Origin of the sequence: Lysinibacillus sp. OL1 (assembly GCF_004332175.1) — a bacterium.
GTDB lineage: Bacteria > Bacillota > Bacilli > Bacillales_A > Planococcaceae > Lysinibacillus > Lysinibacillus capsici.
Genome location: NZ_SJDS01000002.1, coordinates 153,905 through 170,675 on the forward strand (window position 1 = coordinate 153,905; position 16,771 = coordinate 170,675).

Consider the following 16,771-nt stretch of genomic DNA (forward strand, 5'->3'; position numbering starts at 1 on the left):
TCCGAAATAAGAGAGGGACACATAAATGGCCCACGCATTAGTTATTGGTGGAACTGGGATGTTGGCTGACACATCCCTTTGGTTAGTGAATGATGGCTACCATGTCTCAGTAATTGGACGTAGTGCCCATCGAATGGAAGATTTGCGAAATAGAACAACCAAACCCGCCCTTCTAACGTCGATTTTAGTTGATTATTGTAATATAGCCTTATTAAAAGAGAAGCTAGCAGAAACGCTCGCGCATAATGGGCCCATTGAATTGGTCGTTGCTTGGATTCATTCCTATGCGGATACTACATTAGAGAACATCTCCAATGTAATTTCAAGAGAGAATGACGGGGAATGGAAACTGTTTCATGTGTTGGGGAGTAAGGCGAATTTAAGTGAAGTCCAAGAGAAATTGAAGCTCCCTGCTCGTTCGCAATACAGGCAAATCCAGCTAGGTTTTATGATGGAAGAAGGTCATGCGAGATGGCTTACGCATGAGGAAATATCGCAAGGTGTTGTTGTTGCTATTCAACAGGATCAACCTATCCATATTGTCGGGACGCTACAACCTTGGGAAAAGCGACCATTATAAACTAACTAACCTTCGTCTAACTAGATGGACGAAGGTTTTTACTTATCTCCATTATCAGTTTGTTGTAGATGTCTACATAATTGTGAGGGATAGTTAGGTTTGTGTGAAAAACGTCAGGATCAAGCACCTTTTTTTCTCCTTACCTTTTACTTAGTATAACAAAATCATTTCCATATAACTTATCCTTATTTACTCACATCTCTTCCCATCAGACCGACATATCAGTAAAATAGAGTAGGTTAGGGGGATTACATGTGAAAGATCAACGCTTTAAAATAGCGCATCGAGAGGCGCTTATCGGAATTGGACTCGTCCTTGTCAACTTTACGATTTGGTTTGGCTTTGCCTATGGATTAGGTTCAGGAGATCCAAGAAATTATACGTATGTATTTGGTTTTCCTGCCTGGTTTTTCTATAGCTGTATCGCTGGGACAGGCTTTATGATCCTTCTTATCTGGATTGTGATGAAACTCTTTTTCAAAGAGGTACCATTCGATGATGAGGAGGTGGATCGCTAATGCATTGGCAAGTTGTATTTCCATTGCTATTATTTTTAATTATTATTTTTGGAATCGGTATTTGGGCCAATAAGCATGTCCGCTCCTCTAATTCATTCCTGCAGGAGTATTTCCTTGGTGGTCGTGAAATGGGCGGTTTTATCCTTGCGATGACGATGATTGCTACATATGGCAGTGCGAGTAGTTTTATCGGAGGACCGGGTGTAGCCTATACAAAAGGACTTGGGTGGGTATTACTGGCAATGGCTCAGCTACCAGCAGGTTATTTTGTACTCATGATTTTAGGGAAAAAATTCGCCATTATTGCTCGTCGTTACCAGGCCATTACGTTAATCGACTTTTTACGTGAGCGCTACAAAAGCCATGTCATTGTTATTTTATCAGCCATTAGCATCATTGTTTTCTTATTTTCGGCTATGATGGCTCAATGGGTTGGGGGTGCACGCTTAATTGAGTCATTAACTGGCTTAAGCTACACAGCAGCACTGTTTATTTTTGCGATTTCCGTGTTAGTATATGTGATTATTGGAGGCTTCCGTGCGGTTGCACTTACAGATACGGTCCAAGGTTCAATTATGGTGATTGGTACAGTTATTTTATTAATCGGCACCATTGTGGCAGGTGGAGGCATCGACAATATAATGGCCTCACTGGTTGCAGAAAATCCTGACTTTGTGTCACCATTTGGCGCACAAGGAGATTTAACGCCTCTGTATGTCTCAACATTTTGGATTCTCATTGGTGTAGGGGTTGTAGGACTTCCGCAAATTGCGGTTCGTGCGATGAGCTATAAGGATTCCAAAAGTATGCATCAAGCGATTCTTATTGGCACGATTGCCATAGGGACAATCATGTTTGGCATGCATTTAATTGGGGTGTTAGCCCGACCTGTCTTACCGGGCATTGAGATTGGTGATAAAGTCATGCCGCTCCTGACATTGAAGGTATTACCGCCATTTTTAGCAGGAATCGTTTTAGCTGCACCAATGGCTGCGACAATGTCTACGGTTAATGCTTTACTAATGCTTGTCAGCTCTACAGTTGTCAAAGACATCTATTTAAATTATATGAAGCCGAAAGCTAGTGATGCAGAGATAAAGCGTGCAAGCTTTATTGTAACAACAGTCATTGGCCTAGCCGTTGTCATCTTTGCACTCAATCCACCTGATTTATTAGTGTGGTTGAACTTATTTGCCTTCGGTGGACTAGAGGCTGTCTTTATTTGGACAGTCGTTTTAGGATTGTATTGGAAAAAAGCGAATAAATACGGAGCGATTGCGTCAATGATTTCAGGCATGTTGTTGTATATTATGATTGATCGGTTTTATCCTTCCGTCTTTGGTATGCATACAGTCACGATACCAATTGTCGCATCCTTCTTTATTTTTGTGATTGTCAGTTTGTCCACTAGTCATAAATTTAAAAACGAAAAGCTTATGATTTAACGCCAAAACGCCACAGATTTCAAATTCTGTGGCGTTTATTTTAATGCATCATAAAATCATAGGCATTTTTCGCAAGTAATGTCATTGTAACGACAATAAATAGCGTGCGGACAAAGCCACTTCCTTTCTTGATTGCCATCCGTGAGCCAAGCATAGCCCCACCAATTTGCGCAATGCCCATGACTAGACCATAAACATAATGAATTTGACCTAAGTAGGCAAACATACAAACACCAGCCACATTACTTGCCAAATTTAAAAACTTCGCATTACCAGCCGCCTTTAAAAAATCAAAGCCTACCAGTAAGAAGCTAAAGATTAAAAACGACCCTGTCCCAGGACCAAGAAATCCATCATAAAAACCAATAGCAAATAATAGCAACATAAATAAAAACAAATGTTTTTTAGATAGATTTTTTACGGTAGAGACGGCACCCCAATCCTTTTTAAAGATCGTATATACCCCAACAGCCGCCAGCATAACAAGCATTAATGGCTTTAGTAATGCTGGATTAATCAGATGCACAGTCCAAGCACCACATAATGATCCGATAAATGCTAGTGGAAAATATTTGAGGACAGAGCGAATGTCCAGCTGGCCAGAACGATAGAAAGAAATAGAGGAAGTGAGCGAGCCCATAGCTCCTGCTAGTTTGTTCGTGGCAACCGCAGCAGCTGGATTGAGCCCAACAAATAGTAAGGCTGGTAGTGAAATTAAACCGCCCCCTCCCACTACTGAGTCAACAAAAGCCGCCAGAAATCCAAAAGAAATTAATAGTATGAGAATATGTACATCGATTTCAAACAACATATGACACCTCTTTATAATTAGTTACTACTGAAATAGTAACTAAATTTATTTGCGCTGTAAACCCCATTTTTTCATTGGCAAATCTTCACATTGGTAGCCTATAATAAAGATAATGGAGGGATTACATGGAGGAATTAATCACCCAGCTGAAAGAAATGGGTTTTACAGAATATGAAGCAAAGGCCTATACGGCACTTGTTCAGCAAAGTCATGTCAGTGCCTATCAGGTAAGTAAAAATTCTGGCATACCACGTGCAAGAGTGTATGATATTTTAAATATCCTTGTAGAAAAGGGCATCGTGTTAAAAGAAGAGACCGCAGAACAAACGACCTATTCGGCAATGCCTGTGTCTGTGTTCTTACAGCAAATGCAACAGCGCTGGGAGTCGAATTTTACGTCTATAAGCGGGAAATTAGAGAAATTAGAGGAAAAAGTACAGGAAGCAGAGCCTAAAGTGGTCATGCTGAAGGGCAAGGAATCCATTATCAACTATTGTCAGTCACTTCTAAAGAAGGCGAAGAAAAAAGTGATGCTGTCGATGTGGGAAGATATGTATGATGCCTTACGTGAAGATTTGCAAGAGGTGGCGCTGCATGTTCCTGTTCATGGCATTACGTTGTATGTAGGAGAGCATCTCGCCTCAATTGACCAGCATAGAGCCACACATTATACAAAAAAAGCGTCTACACCGCATTGGTTTATCTTATCGATAGATGGTCAGGAAATGATTTATGGTCATTCTCCATCTACCCAAGAGACGGCCTTTATCACCAATGATCCGGTTCATATTTATTTGTTAGAGGATTATATATGGCATGATGTGCTCATCAATCGGTTAGTAAAACGTGATGATCAGGAGTTAGAAGACTGGATTGCTAAGGAGCGTAAAGCTTTTTTCTTAGAATAGTCGTATAAGGAAGGGGAGTTACTTGAAAAAATTCGTGTTGCTAGGTTTAATAAGCCTACTAATGCTAGGAGCCTGTAATGCTACACCACCTACCGATCCACCAACGATTCATGAGCTAACGGTTGTCCCAGATAATGTCCAAAAAAATATCGTTTCTAATGACAGAATACAACTATTGCATGAAAAGGATGCTCCATATTACCTTGTTTATTATTCAAAAGGGAATGTATTGGCAAGTATTACAGCTGAGGGAAATAGGCTTATTATCCAGTTAGAGGAAGGCAGCGAGCAAAGGAAAGAGGCTCAACCCTATGTTTTTAAAGTCACCGTCAAGAATCCTGAGCTGGATACCATTGATTTGCGAATAAACGGTCAGAGTACGCCCATTGATCGTATGACCATTATGTGATAAAAGAAACCGAAATCCCTTTAGAAATGAGATTTCGGTTTCTTTACGTGATGTCTAATAAAAGACTTTGTCTACGTTATATTTAGAGCGGAAAGTATTAATCGCATATGTTTCGTAAATTTCACGTTCCATTGGATCTTCTACTTCATAGACTTCAATTTTGAACACTTCATCTCGATGGTTTTTCATCGGAGATACATTATCCTCGAAATGTTTTTTAATACGTTGACGAATTTTACGTGCTTTCCCAACAAACAATAGCTCATTCTTGTCATTATAGAATAAGAAAATGCCGCCTTTATCACGTGTGATTTTATGGAAGTCAATAAAACCGAAGTAAGGTGTGATTGGCACATCACCTGGTTTTAAATCTTGTTCACGTTGACGGATTACTAGATCTGGTTTTGGAAATTCAATTTTAATCAAACTATTCACGTTCCTCTCTCTTACTAAAAGTATATGGTAACATAATTACGGCATGTTTACCATAAATTTTAAATGTAGAAACACCACAGATAGCAAGCTTAGTGTACATCAAATGAGCAAGGAACATGCACATGAATCACAAAATATTCGATGAATTATTGATATTCTAACTAGTTCGTGTTACAATTCAAGATAATTAAATAATCTTATCAAGAGAAGCTGAGGGATTTGGCCCGATGACGCTTCAGCAACCTCTAACAATTGTTAGAAAGGTGCTAATTCCAGCAAAGGATTTTTTCCTTTGAGAGATAAGAGTGGACGTGAAAAAAATCCTTCTCATTCTATCTCGTATGGAATGAGGGGGATTTTTTAATTTCGTTGCAATGTACGCAAGTTAGGTTTGCTAAAAGAGAGTGATTATAGAGAGGGGAAAGCAAGATGCCAATTAATATTCCGAAAAATTTACCAGCTGGAGAACATTTACGTGAGGAAAAAATCTTCGTCATGGAAGAAGATCGTGCGAAAACACAGCAAATCCGTCCATTAAATATATTAATATTAAATCTAATGCCAGAAAAAGAAAAAACTGAGCTCCAATTATTACGTTTATTGGGGAATACACCATTACAGGTGAATATTACCTTTTTGAATACAGCCACTCACGAGTCTAAAAATGTGAGTAAATCCCATTTGCAGCTTTTCTACACAACGTTCAATCAGATTCGACACCGACGCTACGATGGTATGATTATAACTGGTGCACCAGTAGAAAAAATGGCTTTTGAAGAGGTCAACTATTGGCAGGAAATTTCAGAAATTATGGATTGGTCTAAAAAGAATGTGACATCCGTGCTACATATATGTTGGGGGGCACAGGCTGCATTGTATCATCATTATGGCATTGGGAAGGTTGAGCTTTCTGCTAAATGCTCAGGCGTCTATTCCCATGTGATTACAGATTTAACTGTAGATTTGGTACGTGGCTTTAGTGATTTATTTACTGCGCCCCATTCACGCTATACATCTGTTTCGATTGACGAGGTTCGCAATCATCCAGATCTACGATTATTATCCTATTCAGAGGATGCTGGGGTATTTATTGTACAATCAAAAGATAATAAAAATATTATGATTACGGGCCATCTAGAGTATGATGCGACAACGCTAGCCGATGAGTACAGTCGCGATGTGGCGAAGGGCATAGATATCGCCGTTCCTGTGAACTACTTCCCGAATGACGATCCTACACAAGTGCCAATGAATACATGGCGTGCCCATACGCATCTATTATTCTCTAACTGGTTGAACTACTATGTTTACCAAGAAACACCATATGAATGGGATTTTGTAGATGAAATCGAATATCATATTTAATTAATAAAAAGTCTAATTTCTTTTCTAGCTTAGAAGAAATTAGACTTTTTGATTGTCATTTTCTGTTTCCTGCTGAGGTGTTTCGTTATTTTGAGCCTTGGATTTACGATTGCGAATAACTACTACAATCAGCAAAAGTATAGGTAATAAAATGGTGAAAATAAAGGAAAAGATTGGCCAAATTTCATTATTATAATTAGTAGAATGCACAATATCTGGATGAACAATTTGAGAAAGTCCAATAACAATTATACCCATCGGTATAATGAGTGGACGATGATCCTTGATCTTCAATATTTGTGCAAGTCCAACAACGGTCGTATAGAAATACATAAATGTACGAATATATATAGACGAAATCCACATAAATGCCATAATGATTTCTATGCGCTGCAAAAAATTCCCTATAGATATTCTTTGTGCTAAGGCATAGCTAGGAAATGTCCTTGATGCAGTGTTTTCAGGACCTAATACAAGAATCGATAGGACAATCAACGTAACTAAGACGATTCCGCCAAAAATTGCCCCAATATATAGCCCTTTCTGTGCAGACGGCTGTACATTGACGCCAGTAGGATAGAGCATCAATAATACAATTAATGGAAAGGAAAAGATACTCATAAAGCGTGCAATACTATAAAACATAGATGCTTTGGTCGCTTCTAGTAGAGGCTGAATATTCTCAAATGTAATTTGAGGGGTAATACTAAGGACGAAAAAAATAAAAATAAAGGTAAACAATGGGAAGAGGATTTCTGCCGAACGGGCAAAGGTCTCAATCCCTAAATAAGCGGCATACATAATAAGGATGCTGAACAGTAGGGCAAATGCTAATGTCGGTGTCTCTGGCATTACTTCCGTTTTCATGAAAATACCGATAAAATAGAGTAATTCTCCAGCCGAAAGAAAGGTCACAATTAGGAAACAAATTGCTGTGATTTTCCCAAAAAAACGCCCAAGTATTTTTTCATTGGCCTCGATAAAGTTTAGGGACGGTGTTTGATTGGCCAGTGTTAAAAATAATTTTAGTACCAGTAAACTAAGCAGAACACCAATGCTTGCCGCTATCCAAGCATCTTGCTTAGCGGCACCAGTAATACTCGAAGGGATAATTAAAATCGCTGTACCGATAGAATAGAGAAAGGTAACGATTGTAAACTGTCTTGAACTAATTATCTCTTTTTCCATCAAGCTACCCTCCGTTTCTCAGTCCATCTTTCTATTTTGTGAATGACACAATGTAATCCCTAATTGGTGTGAAGATAAAGGTAATCAAATCTAATGGGCTAGGAATATGGATTTTAAGGGCAATCCCCATATTTAAAGCCGTTCCAATAAGTAGCAAAAAGGAGAATACAATAATGGCTTTTCTATCCTGTTGCTTTTTTAGCTTTGGAATAAAAATAAGCGCAATAATTATCGCGATGATCAAGATAGCTACGGCTAGTACCATCTCATTACTCCTCCTTTGGCTTGTTTAATAATGAATTTTGCATCGTACCTGAACCTTGGGTTGTTACCTTTACATGAACAGCCACTGCTAAATCTGGAAAAATGGAAGTCCAGTCATCCTTGATTTTTTTCCACTGCTTTGGATCTGCCCGATGTAGGGCATCCCCAAATCCAAAAACATCGACTTCATATTGCTGTTGAATTTTCTCTACAGTTTTTTCAATGCGTTCATCAATCCCCTGGGCTGTTTTTTTATTAACGTAATCAATCGATTTATTTTTGGTAAGATCGATAACACATTCGACCTCTCCAACATTCTGCTCTACATTAATATGGACATCGATTTTCGGTTTCCCGTTTTTAAATGATCCTTTCACCTTTGTAGTGGATTGGGTGATTTCAGTAGACAAGGTCCCTTTATTAGGACAGGCGATGATTTCTATCGTACTTTGAATTTTGTCATTAAGAAAACTAATACTTTTGCTTTCGCTCTCAGTCAGTAGCCCTATATATTTATCGCCTTTAAAGACTGCTAAACCTGTATAACGTAATAGCACAGGTGTTTTAACACGTTGCACATTTGTTTGATCTACCCCTAATTTCTTATCCCCAATAACTTCAATAGCAGAAATTAATGCCCCTTTATGCTTATTGCTTAAGGTATTGACTAATTCATCAATATTAACAGCTATTGTGGAGCCCCAAGCCTTCTCAGAGACATCAAGGGAATTTAACATTTTATTAGCAGGAACTTTTTCAATGGGTGTTAGTACATTTAATACATCCTTTGCTGTTGCATCGTGAGACATAATGACGTCGAAATCCTTACGAAATTCATGGTCCCTTACAATTAAATCAAGTGCATCACTAATGCCTTCTTTTGCGAGATCTTCCCCTAATACAACCACTTGAAGGTGGGCAAAATAAGGTTTTCGTGCTGCAATAGTCGTCATTTTGCGAATGGCCTCAAAGATGGTCTCACCTCTCGAATGATAGCTAACGACAGGAGAGCGTTGAGTGGAAGCTTGGCGCATTGAAATTTCACTAGGATCAACAATTTGAACCGTAATTTCATATTCCTCATCTATTTTGTCAATGCCCAATGCTACGACAATGGCCAATTCATTTAATTCACGCTTACTCCAGCAGCCACTTAACAGTATTGTGAGGATACATAGTAAGCAAATCCATTTTATTTTTGCCATATTCCATTCCTCATTTATCCAGTTGTTATTTCCTGCCTTTTAGATTGATATAGTTATGTCCTCTAACAATATTTTTTTGATTGACTAAACGAGGTCGTGTAAGTAATTTTCTACGCGGGAACAGCAAAAATGCATCCTTCTGATCCTGTAATACCAATGGTGCGAATGGGCTTAAATAAGGTACACCAAATGAACGAATGCTACATAGGTGAAGAATAATTAGCATAATGCCAAACATTACACCGAATAAACCAAACATAGCAGCTAAAATCATTAATGGGAAACGTAGTACACGAATCGTATTCGATAAGCCATAGGCAGGGAAGAGAAAGCTACAAATCGCTGTTAAGGCTACAATAATTACCATTACAGCGGATACGACGCCTGCATCAACTGCTGCCTGTCCAATAACTAAAGTACCTACAATGGATACCGCAGGACCGATTGTCCGAGGCATACGAAGTCCAGCTTCCCTTAAGACCTCAAAGGCAACCTCCATAATAAGCGCTTCTACTACTGCAGGAAAGGGTACGCCTTCCCTTTGTGAAGCAATGCTAATTAACATGGGTGTCGGTAGCATTTCCTGGTGAAAGGTAGTAATCGCCACATACAAGGATGGTGCTACTAATGCCAGACTGATACCAAAGAAACGCAGTATACGTACGAGTGAGCTAATCATCCAATGCTGATAATAATCTTCTGCTGATTGTAAAAAGGATGTAAATAGCGCTGGTACGACTAAGACAAAAGGTGTGCCATCAACTAGAATCGCCACTTTGCCATCTAATAATTCACCTGCGATGACATCAGGACGTTCGGAGTTGTAGACGGTTGGAAACATCGAGTTTTTTGAGTCTTGAATAAAATCTTCAATATAGCCACTTTCCAGAATGCCATCAATATTAATACGATCTAGTCGAGCCAATACCTCTGCGACGATTTTGTCACTGGCGATGCCATTTATATACATCACCGCTACATCTGTTTGTGTCACATCTCCGATAACACGGGACTTAATCCAGAGATTCGGACTTTTAATTTTGCGACGAATGAGCGCTGTATTCGTACGCAAGGTTTCCGTAAAGGACTCCCTCGGTCCGCGAATAACGGATTCCGTCGATGGCTCCGTGACAGCTCGATCCTTGGCACTTCTAGTACTTGTCACAATCCCTTCGGCAAAGCCATCTAATAAAATAACCGTTTCACCATTGAGAATGGCATTGTAGAGTGTTGTGAAATGCTCAATATTCGTCACATCGCCTACTGTTAAATAGGAATTTCGAACATATTGATTAATGGTTGTTATTTCAATATCTTGTTCTTCTTCAATATTTGCCATCAGTTTATCGATAACAGAATCAGAAATAGTCGTTTTATCCGATAGGCCATCAATGGAAATAATGGCGAGGCTATGGGGATCAGTTTCTCCAATCGCAATTTCACGTATGATAATATCATTACTATGCCCTAGTGACTGTTGAATGATTTTTATATTTTTAGATAGGGAAGTATACAATAAATCGTTCGTTGTATGGGATGGGGAGGTCTCGTTATTGCTAGACATGGACATGTGTTTTCCTCCTCAAAAGGTCGTTCATTACCTTTAGAATGGACAATTTTTTTGAGAGATAAACGAAAGAGATATGAAAAATCTAGCTATTTGTAGCAATATTACATCACTTGCAACTTTCGTGTGTCCTTGTTTGTGATAAATAAAAAAACAGTCTGTCCTTTCATGTATGGAAAGGACAGACTGTTTTATGTACGATAGTCGTATTGTAATTCATCTTTACTTGTATCAACATCTACATGTAAATTGTGATCGTTAAAGAACCAAAGATCTTTCTCATCAATGTAATAGATAACACCATCAATTTCTGTCTGTACACCTATGGCAATAGGTTCCTCACGTGTCATGCCTAGCGAAAAGCCTTCATGAAACGGACTTGAGCCACCATAGCGTGCATAAAAACGAATTGTATCACCAGGTTCAACTTCCATTTCATGTTTGAACCATTGTAGGGCCTCATCTGTCAATGCAATATTCATTTCAAATGCTCCTCTCTTCCTACAGCCATTTTACCTTTGGTTCGGTGCCGTTTTTAATACGGGCAATATTGGCACGGTGACGATAAATAATAAAGGTAAATAAAAAGGCTACCAAGATGCCTAATGCAAAGTCACCTGTAATAAAATAATAAACGATTGCATAGATAAGCGCTACTAAAGCGGCTATCATTGATGTTAAGCTGACGATTTTTGTGATTTTTAAAGTCACAATAAAGGTAATAAATAGTAGGACAAAGAGTAGCCAAGAATAGCCTAATAATACACCCGCTGACGTTGCCACAGCTTTCCCACCACGGAAGTTGGCAAAGATCGGGAACATATGACCGATTACTGCGACAAGGCCCAGTAATAAAGAATGGAGTGTAGTATCAGAGAAAACAGGAAGTGTCACGAGTAAGACAGCGGCAGTCCCTTTTAAGACATCCATCACTGTAACAATAATACCAGCCTTTTTCCCTAATGTTCTAAAAGTATTGGTCGCACCAAGATTACCGCTCCCGTGTTCACGAATATCGGTATTATAAAAAATTTTGCCTATCCATAATCCAGAAGGTATAGAGCCGATTAGATAAGCACATAAAATAATAAGTCCATTGATCATAGTTGGACTCCTTTCATTCATAGTCCATCACTTGGTACTAATAGTTTGTAACAAGTATTTTACACTTTTTCTTGCTAATCTACAATGTTATGAAGGAGATTTCATCCGAAGTCTTGAATCAATACAAAAGAGAATCTATTAGCGAGGACTAGGCTTTTAGACGTAAATTTGCAGGAAGCACTAAAACCTTTATAAAAATATAGGCAAAATGGCAATTTTGTCAATCGCTCATTCCTTTGGTAGAATAGAAGTCTAACTTTATCCTGTTTCAGCGCAAGGCACGAGGTAGTGTGCAAGCATCACCACTTTATTTTGCAACTAAGTAGGCTTCAATGCGTCAAATGATGATGGAAGCTAGAAGCAGTCTGTCTTGCTCAAATACCAATTTTAAGCAACTGTTGAAGATGTTTACTATTAATAAAAAAGATCAAAACTGTGAGCAAATTTTAAAATTTTATTGGACCTGTCGCTAGCTATTGACAGGAAATGCTATTATTATTAGGATGAGAACATAAATAGAACATGTGTTTGTTTTTTGGAGGGGAATTTTTTTGACGAATAAACAGTCACCTAGCGTCTATAATGATGACGCTATACAAGTATTAGAAGGATTAGAAGCGGTACGCAAACGACCTGGCATGTATATCGGTTCGACGGATGGCCGTGGACTTCATCACCTTGTGTATGAAATCGTAGATAATGCGGTGGATGAAGCACTGGCTGGCTTTGGATCTCATATTATTGTCACAATTCATAAAGATCAAAGTATGAGTGTGCGCGACTTTGGACGTGGAATGCCAACCGGTATGCATAAAATGGGCAAACCGACATCAGAAATTATTTTTACTGTGCTACACGCTGGTGGTAAATTTGGTCAAGGTGGCTATAAAACAAGTGGAGGTTTACATGGTGTTGGTTCTTCCGTTGTGAATGCGCTCTCAACATTTTTAGAGGTGACAATCCATCGCGATGGTAAAAAGTATCGTCAACGCTTTGAGCATGGTGGACAGCCTGTCACAACACTTGAAAACATTGGGCAGACCAAGCAGACAGGAACGCTTGTTCATTTCTTACCAGATGAAACGATCTTCTCTGTCACAAAATTCAATTATGATACGTTAGCAGAACGATTACGTGAATCAGCCTTTTTATTAAAGGGCTTAAAAATTGAATTAATTGATGAGCGCGAGGAAGGCAAGAGCGATGTGTTCTTTTATGAGAATGGCATCGAGGCTTTCGTTGCGTATTTGAATGAGGAAAAAGATGTTCTTCATCCAGTAAAATATGTAGAAGGCGTACAGGATGAAATCGAAGTAGAGTTCGCTTTCCAGTATAACGATGGTTATTCAGAAACGATTTTATCATTTGTTAATAATGTCCGTACACGTGATGGTGGTACACATGAAACGGGTGCAAAGGCAGCATTGACGCGTGTCTTTAATGAATATGCAAGAAAAATTGGCCTGTTAAAGGACAAGGATAAAAACCTTGAGGGGACAGATATTCGTGAGGGCTTAGCAGCGATCGTGTCTGTTCGTATCCCAGAGCATTTACTGCAATTTGAAGGACAAACAAAGGGCAAGCTTGGGACAAGTGAGGCTCGTTCTGCAGTAGATAGTGTAGTGTCTGAGCAAATTTTGTATGTGCTAGAGGAAAATGCAGAGTTATCAGCTTCACTTGTTCGTAAAGCGATTCGAGCGCAGCAAGTGCGTGAAGCAGCTCGTAAAGCGCGTGAGGATGCACGAAATGGCAAGAAAAATAAAAAGGGTAGTACGATTTTATCTGGAAAATTAACGCCAGCTCAGTCACGTAATGCAGCAAAAAATGAGCTGTATTTAGTCGAGGGTGATTCTGCGGGTGGCTCTGCTAAACAAGGACGTGACCGTACATTCCAAGCGATTCTGCCATTGCGCGGGAAGGTTATCAACACAGAAAAAGCCAAGCTACAGGATATTATGAAAAACGAAGAAATTTCAACGATTATCCATGCGATTGGGGCAGGTGTTGGCACGGATTTTGCGGTGGAGGATTCTGCCTACAATAAAGTAGTCATCATGACCGATGCGGATACGGATGGGGCACATATTCAAGTCTTGCTATTAACATTCTTCTATCGTTATATGCGTCCGCTCATTGAGTCTGGAAAGGTCTATATCGCACTACCGCCGCTTTATAAAGTCTCAAGAGGTACAGGAAAAAAAGAAGTCATTGAATATGCTTGGACAGAAAGTGACTTACAAAAGGCCATCAAGAAGGTTGGAAAGGGTTACATATTACAGCGCTATAAAGGTCTTGGTGAGATGAATGCAGACCAACTATGGGACACAACAATGAACCCTGAAACACGGACATTAATTCGTGTCACAATCGAGGATGGTGCACGAGCGGAGAGACGTGTCACGACGTTAATGGGTGATAAGGTGGAACCACGTCGTAAATGGATCGAAGCCAATGTAGACTTCGGTATGGAGGATGATTCTAACATTTTAGAGAATGAATTCATCCAACAAGAGGAGGACCAAGCATGAGTAGTACAGAAAAGTTTCAAGATTTACCGTTAGAAGAAGTAATGGGTGACCGTTTTGGTCGCTATAGTAAATATATTATTCAAGACCGCGCGTTGCCTGATGCACGTGACGGTCTTAAACCAGTACAGCGCCGTATTTTATATGCGATGTTTACGGAAGGCAACACACATGATAAGCCGTTCCGTAAATCCGCAAAAACAGTGGGTAATGTAATTGGTAACTATCATCCGCACGGCGATAGCTCTGTGTATGAAGCGATGGTACGGATGAGTCAGGACTGGAAGGCACGTCATATGCTCATTGAGATGCACGGGAACAATGGCTCGGTAGATGGCGATCCACCAGCTGCAATGCGGTATACAGAGGCGAGACTATCAGCTATTGCCGCTGAAATGCTACGAGATATTGGCAAGAAAACGGTCGAATTTGTGCCAAACTTTGATGATCAGGATATGGAGCCAACTGTATTACCAGCACGTTTTCCTAACCTTTTAGTCAATGGCTCTACAGGAATTTCTGCTGGGTATGCGACAGATATTCCGCCACATGCCTTAGATGAAGTACTGGATGCTGTGTTGATGCGCTTAGACAAGCCTAATGTTACTGTAGATGAATTGATGACGGTGATTAAAGGACCTGATTTCCCAACGGGTGGAATCATTCAAGGTGTTGATGGCATTAAAAAGGCGTATGAAACAGGTCGGGGTAAAATCATCGTCCGTGCACAAGCAGTTGTTGAACCAATCAAGGGTGGTAAAGAGCAAATTGTTATCACTGAGTTACCATATGATGTAAATAAAGCGAATCTTGTGAAAAAAATTGATGAGCAACGGGTAGATAAACGACTAGAAGGCATTGCGGAAATTCGTGATGAATCAGACCGTACAGGGTTACGTGTCGTAATTGAGCTGAAAAAGGATGTACCAGGACAAGGAATTTTACAGTACTTGTTTAAAACAACGGATTTACAGGTAGCTTATAATTTTAATATGATTGCCATTCATAATCGTCGTCCAACGATGATGACATTGCCTTTATTGCTAGATGCCTATATTGCCCACCAAAAAGAAGTGGTAACAAACCGTTCCATTTATGATTTGCAAAAGGCAAAGGATCGTTCTCATATTGTAGATGGATTAATTAAAGCCCTTTCCATTTTAGATGAAGTCATTGCGACGATTCGTTCTTCAAATGATAAGAAGGATGCGAAGCTTAATTTACAAGCAAAGTTTGATTTTACAGAGGTACAGGCAGAGGCCATTGTAAGCCTGCAATTATATCGTTTAACGAATACGGATATTACAGAGCTTCGTCATGAACAGGACGAGTTAAATAAGCTAATTGCGAAGCTAGAGGGGATTCTACAAAGTGAAGCAAAGCTAGTGCGTGTTATTAAACAAGAGTTACTAGATATTAAGAAGCGCTTTACAGAGCCTCGTCGCTCGAAGATTGAGCAAGAAATTGAAGAAATTAAAATTACATTGGATGTCCTTGTGCCAAGTGAAGAGGTTGTCGTAACAGTAACGAAGGATGGTTATATTAAACGTACATCCACACGTTCCCATGCCGCTTCAAACGGGCAAGATTTTGCCATGAAGGATTCAGATTATTTATTGTATGAAGCAAACTTAAATACACAGCACCATCTATTGCTGTTCACAAATCGAGGCAATTATATTTATCAGCCTGTTCATGAGCTGCCTGATATACGCTGGAAGGATCTCGGCCAGCATATTTCAAGTATTGTGCCAACAGGGGAAGATGAATCCATTATTGCGGTTTATGGCTTCGAAACCTTTGACCAGCCAAATACGTATGTCTTCACAGCCACAAAAGATGGCCAAATTAAGCGCTCACCACTCGCAGACTATGCGGTAACACGTTATTCAAAGCCAATTAAAACGATGAACGTCAAGGCTGGTGATGCGATGATCTATGCATCATTTGTAACAGATGACGTGGAGCTGATGCTCACAACGGATACAGCCTATGCGATTCGTTTCCCTATGGAGGAGTTACCAGTTACAGGTGTGAAAACAGGCGGTGTGAAAGGGATCACACTAAAAGATGGAGAAGCCTTAGTTGGAGTCAATGTGTTACAGCCTGATGTTACCAACTATGTAGTGATTGTGACACAGCGTGGGGCCGTGAAGAAAATGAATGTTGCTGAAGTTGAAGTAGCAAGTCGTGCAAAACGTGGACTAAAAGTATTAACAGAGTTAAAAGCAAACCCTCACCGAATTGTGGCAGTTGTTCAAGCAACAGACGAGGAGCAGGTTGTGATTGAAACTGAAAAAGGTGTTCAAGAGATGATTGACGTACAAGCATTGTCTCGTGCGGATCGACATTCCAATGGTTCATTTAAAGTGGATATTGCAACAGATGGAGCAATTTCTCATGTTGTAACAGCCAAAAAAGAACAGAAACCAAGCTAAAAGCATGCC

The 16,771-nt window shown here is 39.6% G+C and carries 16 protein-coding genes and 1 riboswitch; of the genes, 8 read left to right on the forward strand and 8 right to left on the reverse strand.

The features are described from left to right. Window positions 1–25: 25 nt before the first annotated feature. The 3 genes from EW028_RS05140 to panF all read left to right on the forward strand — a co-directional run bounded on the left by EW028_RS05140 (window position 26) and on the right by panF (window position 2,543). Entirely contained in the window at window positions 26–580 is a 555-nt protein-coding gene (locus EW028_RS05140) for a short-chain dehydrogenase (RefSeq protein WP_131520143.1), read from the forward strand. Between the two features lie 254 nt (window positions 581–834). Then, entirely contained in the window at window positions 835–1,098 is a 264-nt protein-coding gene (locus EW028_RS05145) for a YhdT family protein (RefSeq protein WP_131520144.1), read from the forward strand. Next, window positions 1,098–2,543 carry a sodium/pantothenate symporter gene (gene panF, locus EW028_RS05150; protein ID WP_131520145.1) on the forward strand — a complete coding sequence of 482 codons (1,446 nt, stop codon included), beginning with the start codon at window positions 1,098–1,100 and terminating at the stop codon, window positions 2,541–2,543. The genes EW028_RS05145 and panF overlap by 1 nt, the downstream gene beginning before the upstream one ends. 40 nt (window positions 2,544–2,583) lie before the next feature. Here panF and EW028_RS05155 read toward each other — a convergent pair whose 3' ends face one another. Continuing rightward, window positions 2,584–3,354, reverse strand: a complete 771-nt coding sequence (locus tag EW028_RS05155) for a TSUP family transporter (RefSeq protein ID WP_048393079.1) — start codon at window positions 3,352–3,354, stop codon at window positions 2,584–2,586. A gap of 125 nt (window positions 3,355–3,479) precedes the next feature. Here EW028_RS05155 and EW028_RS05160 point away from each other — a divergent pair, with 125 nt between their 5' ends. Both EW028_RS05160 and EW028_RS05165 read left to right on the forward strand, forming a co-directional pair. Further along, the gene (locus tag EW028_RS05160; protein WP_054550238.1) at window positions 3,480–4,262 is read left to right on the forward strand and encodes a TrmB family transcriptional regulator; all 783 of its coding nucleotides are present in this window, start codon (window positions 3,480–3,482) and stop codon (window positions 4,260–4,262) included. A 22-nt stretch (window positions 4,263–4,284) separates the two neighbouring features. Continuing rightward, complete coding sequence (locus EW028_RS05165) at window positions 4,285–4,671, forward strand: hypothetical protein (protein ID WP_112118567.1); 387 nt, start codon at window positions 4,285–4,287, stop codon at window positions 4,669–4,671. A gap of 54 nt (window positions 4,672–4,725) precedes the next feature. Here EW028_RS05165 and EW028_RS05170 read toward each other — a convergent pair whose 3' ends face one another. Next, window positions 4,726–5,097 carry a nucleotide excision repair endonuclease gene (locus tag EW028_RS05170; protein WP_004227912.1) on the reverse strand — a complete coding sequence of 124 codons (372 nt, stop codon included), beginning with the start codon at window positions 5,095–5,097 and terminating at the stop codon, window positions 4,726–4,728. 203 nt (window positions 5,098–5,300) lie between these two features. Then, a riboswitch (SAM riboswitch) is annotated at window positions 5,301–5,412 on the forward strand. Between the two features lie 123 nt (window positions 5,413–5,535). On the opposite strand from EW028_RS05170, the gene metA reads away from it, so the two are divergent. Continuing rightward, window positions 5,536–6,471: a homoserine O-acetyltransferase MetA gene (gene metA, locus EW028_RS05175; protein ID WP_004227915.1), complete on the forward strand. Its 936-nt coding sequence runs from the start codon at window positions 5,536–5,538 to the stop codon at window positions 6,469–6,471. 39 nt (window positions 6,472–6,510) lie between these two features. Here metA and EW028_RS05180 read toward each other — a convergent pair whose 3' ends face one another. The 6 genes from EW028_RS05180 to plsY form a co-directional block, all read right to left on the reverse strand. Then, on the reverse strand, window positions 6,511–7,659 hold the full coding sequence (locus tag EW028_RS05180; protein ID WP_131520146.1) for a GerAB/ArcD/ProY family transporter: 1,149 nt from the start codon (window positions 7,657–7,659) through the stop codon (window positions 6,511–6,513). A gap of 31 nt (window positions 7,660–7,690) precedes the next feature. Then, window positions 7,691–7,924: a hypothetical protein gene (locus EW028_RS05185; protein ID WP_131520147.1), complete on the reverse strand. Its 234-nt coding sequence runs from the start codon at window positions 7,922–7,924 to the stop codon at window positions 7,691–7,693. A 4-nt stretch (window positions 7,925–7,928) separates the two neighbouring features. Then, complete coding sequence (locus EW028_RS05190) at window positions 7,929–9,128, reverse strand: Ger(x)C family spore germination protein (RefSeq protein WP_131520148.1); 1,200 nt, start codon at window positions 9,126–9,128, stop codon at window positions 7,929–7,931. Window positions 9,129–9,153: 25 nt separating this feature from the next. Further along, the gene (locus EW028_RS05195; protein WP_131520149.1) at window positions 9,154–10,698 is read right to left on the reverse strand and encodes a spore germination protein; all 1,545 of its coding nucleotides are present in this window, start codon (window positions 10,696–10,698) and stop codon (window positions 9,154–9,156) included. Between the two features lie 188 nt (window positions 10,699–10,886). Beyond that, window positions 10,887–11,177, reverse strand: coding sequence for a HesB/YadR/YfhF family protein (locus EW028_RS05200; protein WP_004227919.1), 291 nt, complete (start codon window positions 11,175–11,177; stop codon window positions 10,887–10,889). A 19-nt stretch (window positions 11,178–11,196) separates the two neighbouring features. Further along, window positions 11,197–11,799 (reverse strand): glycerol-3-phosphate 1-O-acyltransferase PlsY, encoded by a 603-nt coding sequence (gene plsY, locus EW028_RS05205; RefSeq protein ID WP_131520150.1) that lies wholly within the window; start codon window positions 11,797–11,799, stop codon window positions 11,197–11,199. Between the two features lie 551 nt (window positions 11,800–12,350). Here plsY and parE point away from each other — a divergent pair. After that, window positions 12,351–14,327 carry a DNA topoisomerase IV subunit B gene (gene parE / locus EW028_RS05210; RefSeq protein WP_131520151.1) on the forward strand — a complete coding sequence of 659 codons (1,977 nt, stop codon included), beginning with the start codon at window positions 12,351–12,353 and terminating at the stop codon, window positions 14,325–14,327. Beyond that, the gene (gene parC, locus EW028_RS05215) at window positions 14,324–16,762 is read left to right on the forward strand and encodes a DNA topoisomerase IV subunit A (RefSeq protein ID WP_131520152.1); all 2,439 of its coding nucleotides are present in this window, start codon (window positions 14,324–14,326) and stop codon (window positions 16,760–16,762) included. The genes parE and parC overlap by 4 nt, the downstream gene beginning before the upstream one ends. Window positions 16,763–16,771: the final 9 nt, after the last annotated feature.

What these genes read in the sequence shown, in the direction of transcription:
- EW028_RS05140 (WP_131520143.1), top strand. Translation starts at nt 26, where the DNA reads ATGGCCCACGCATTAGTTATTGGTGGAACTGGGATGTTGGCTGACACA.
- EW028_RS05155 (WP_048393079.1), bottom strand. Translation starts at nt 3,354, where the DNA reads ATGTTGTTTGAAATCGATGTACATATTCTCATACTATTAATTTCTTTT.
- EW028_RS05195 (WP_131520149.1), bottom strand. Translation starts at nt 10,698, where the DNA reads ATGTCCATGTCTAGCAATAACGAGACCTCCCCATCCCATACAACGAAC.
- EW028_RS05190 (WP_131520148.1), bottom strand. Translation starts at nt 9,128, where the DNA reads ATGGCAAAAATAAAATGGATTTGCTTACTATGTATCCTCACAATACTG.
- parC (WP_131520152.1), top strand. Translation starts at nt 14,324, where the DNA reads ATGAGTAGTACAGAAAAGTTTCAAGATTTACCGTTAGAAGAAGTAATG.
- plsY (WP_131520150.1), bottom strand. Translation starts at nt 11,799, where the DNA reads ATGATCAATGGACTTATTATTTTATGTGCTTATCTAATCGGCTCTATA.
- metA (WP_004227915.1), top strand. Translation starts at nt 5,536, where the DNA reads ATGCCAATTAATATTCCGAAAAATTTACCAGCTGGAGAACATTTACGT.
- EW028_RS05200 (WP_004227919.1), bottom strand. Translation starts at nt 11,177, where the DNA reads ATGAATATTGCATTGACAGATGAGGCCCTACAATGGTTCAAACATGAA.
- EW028_RS05160 (WP_054550238.1), top strand. Translation starts at nt 3,480, where the DNA reads ATGGAGGAATTAATCACCCAGCTGAAAGAAATGGGTTTTACAGAATAT.
- panF (WP_131520145.1), top strand. Translation starts at nt 1,098, where the DNA reads ATGCATTGGCAAGTTGTATTTCCATTGCTATTATTTTTAATTATTATT.
- EW028_RS05180 (WP_131520146.1), bottom strand. Translation starts at nt 7,659, where the DNA reads ATGGAAAAAGAGATAATTAGTTCAAGACAGTTTACAATCGTTACCTTT.
- EW028_RS05185 (WP_131520147.1), bottom strand. Translation starts at nt 7,924, where the DNA reads ATGGTACTAGCCGTAGCTATCTTGATCATCGCGATAATTATTGCGCTT.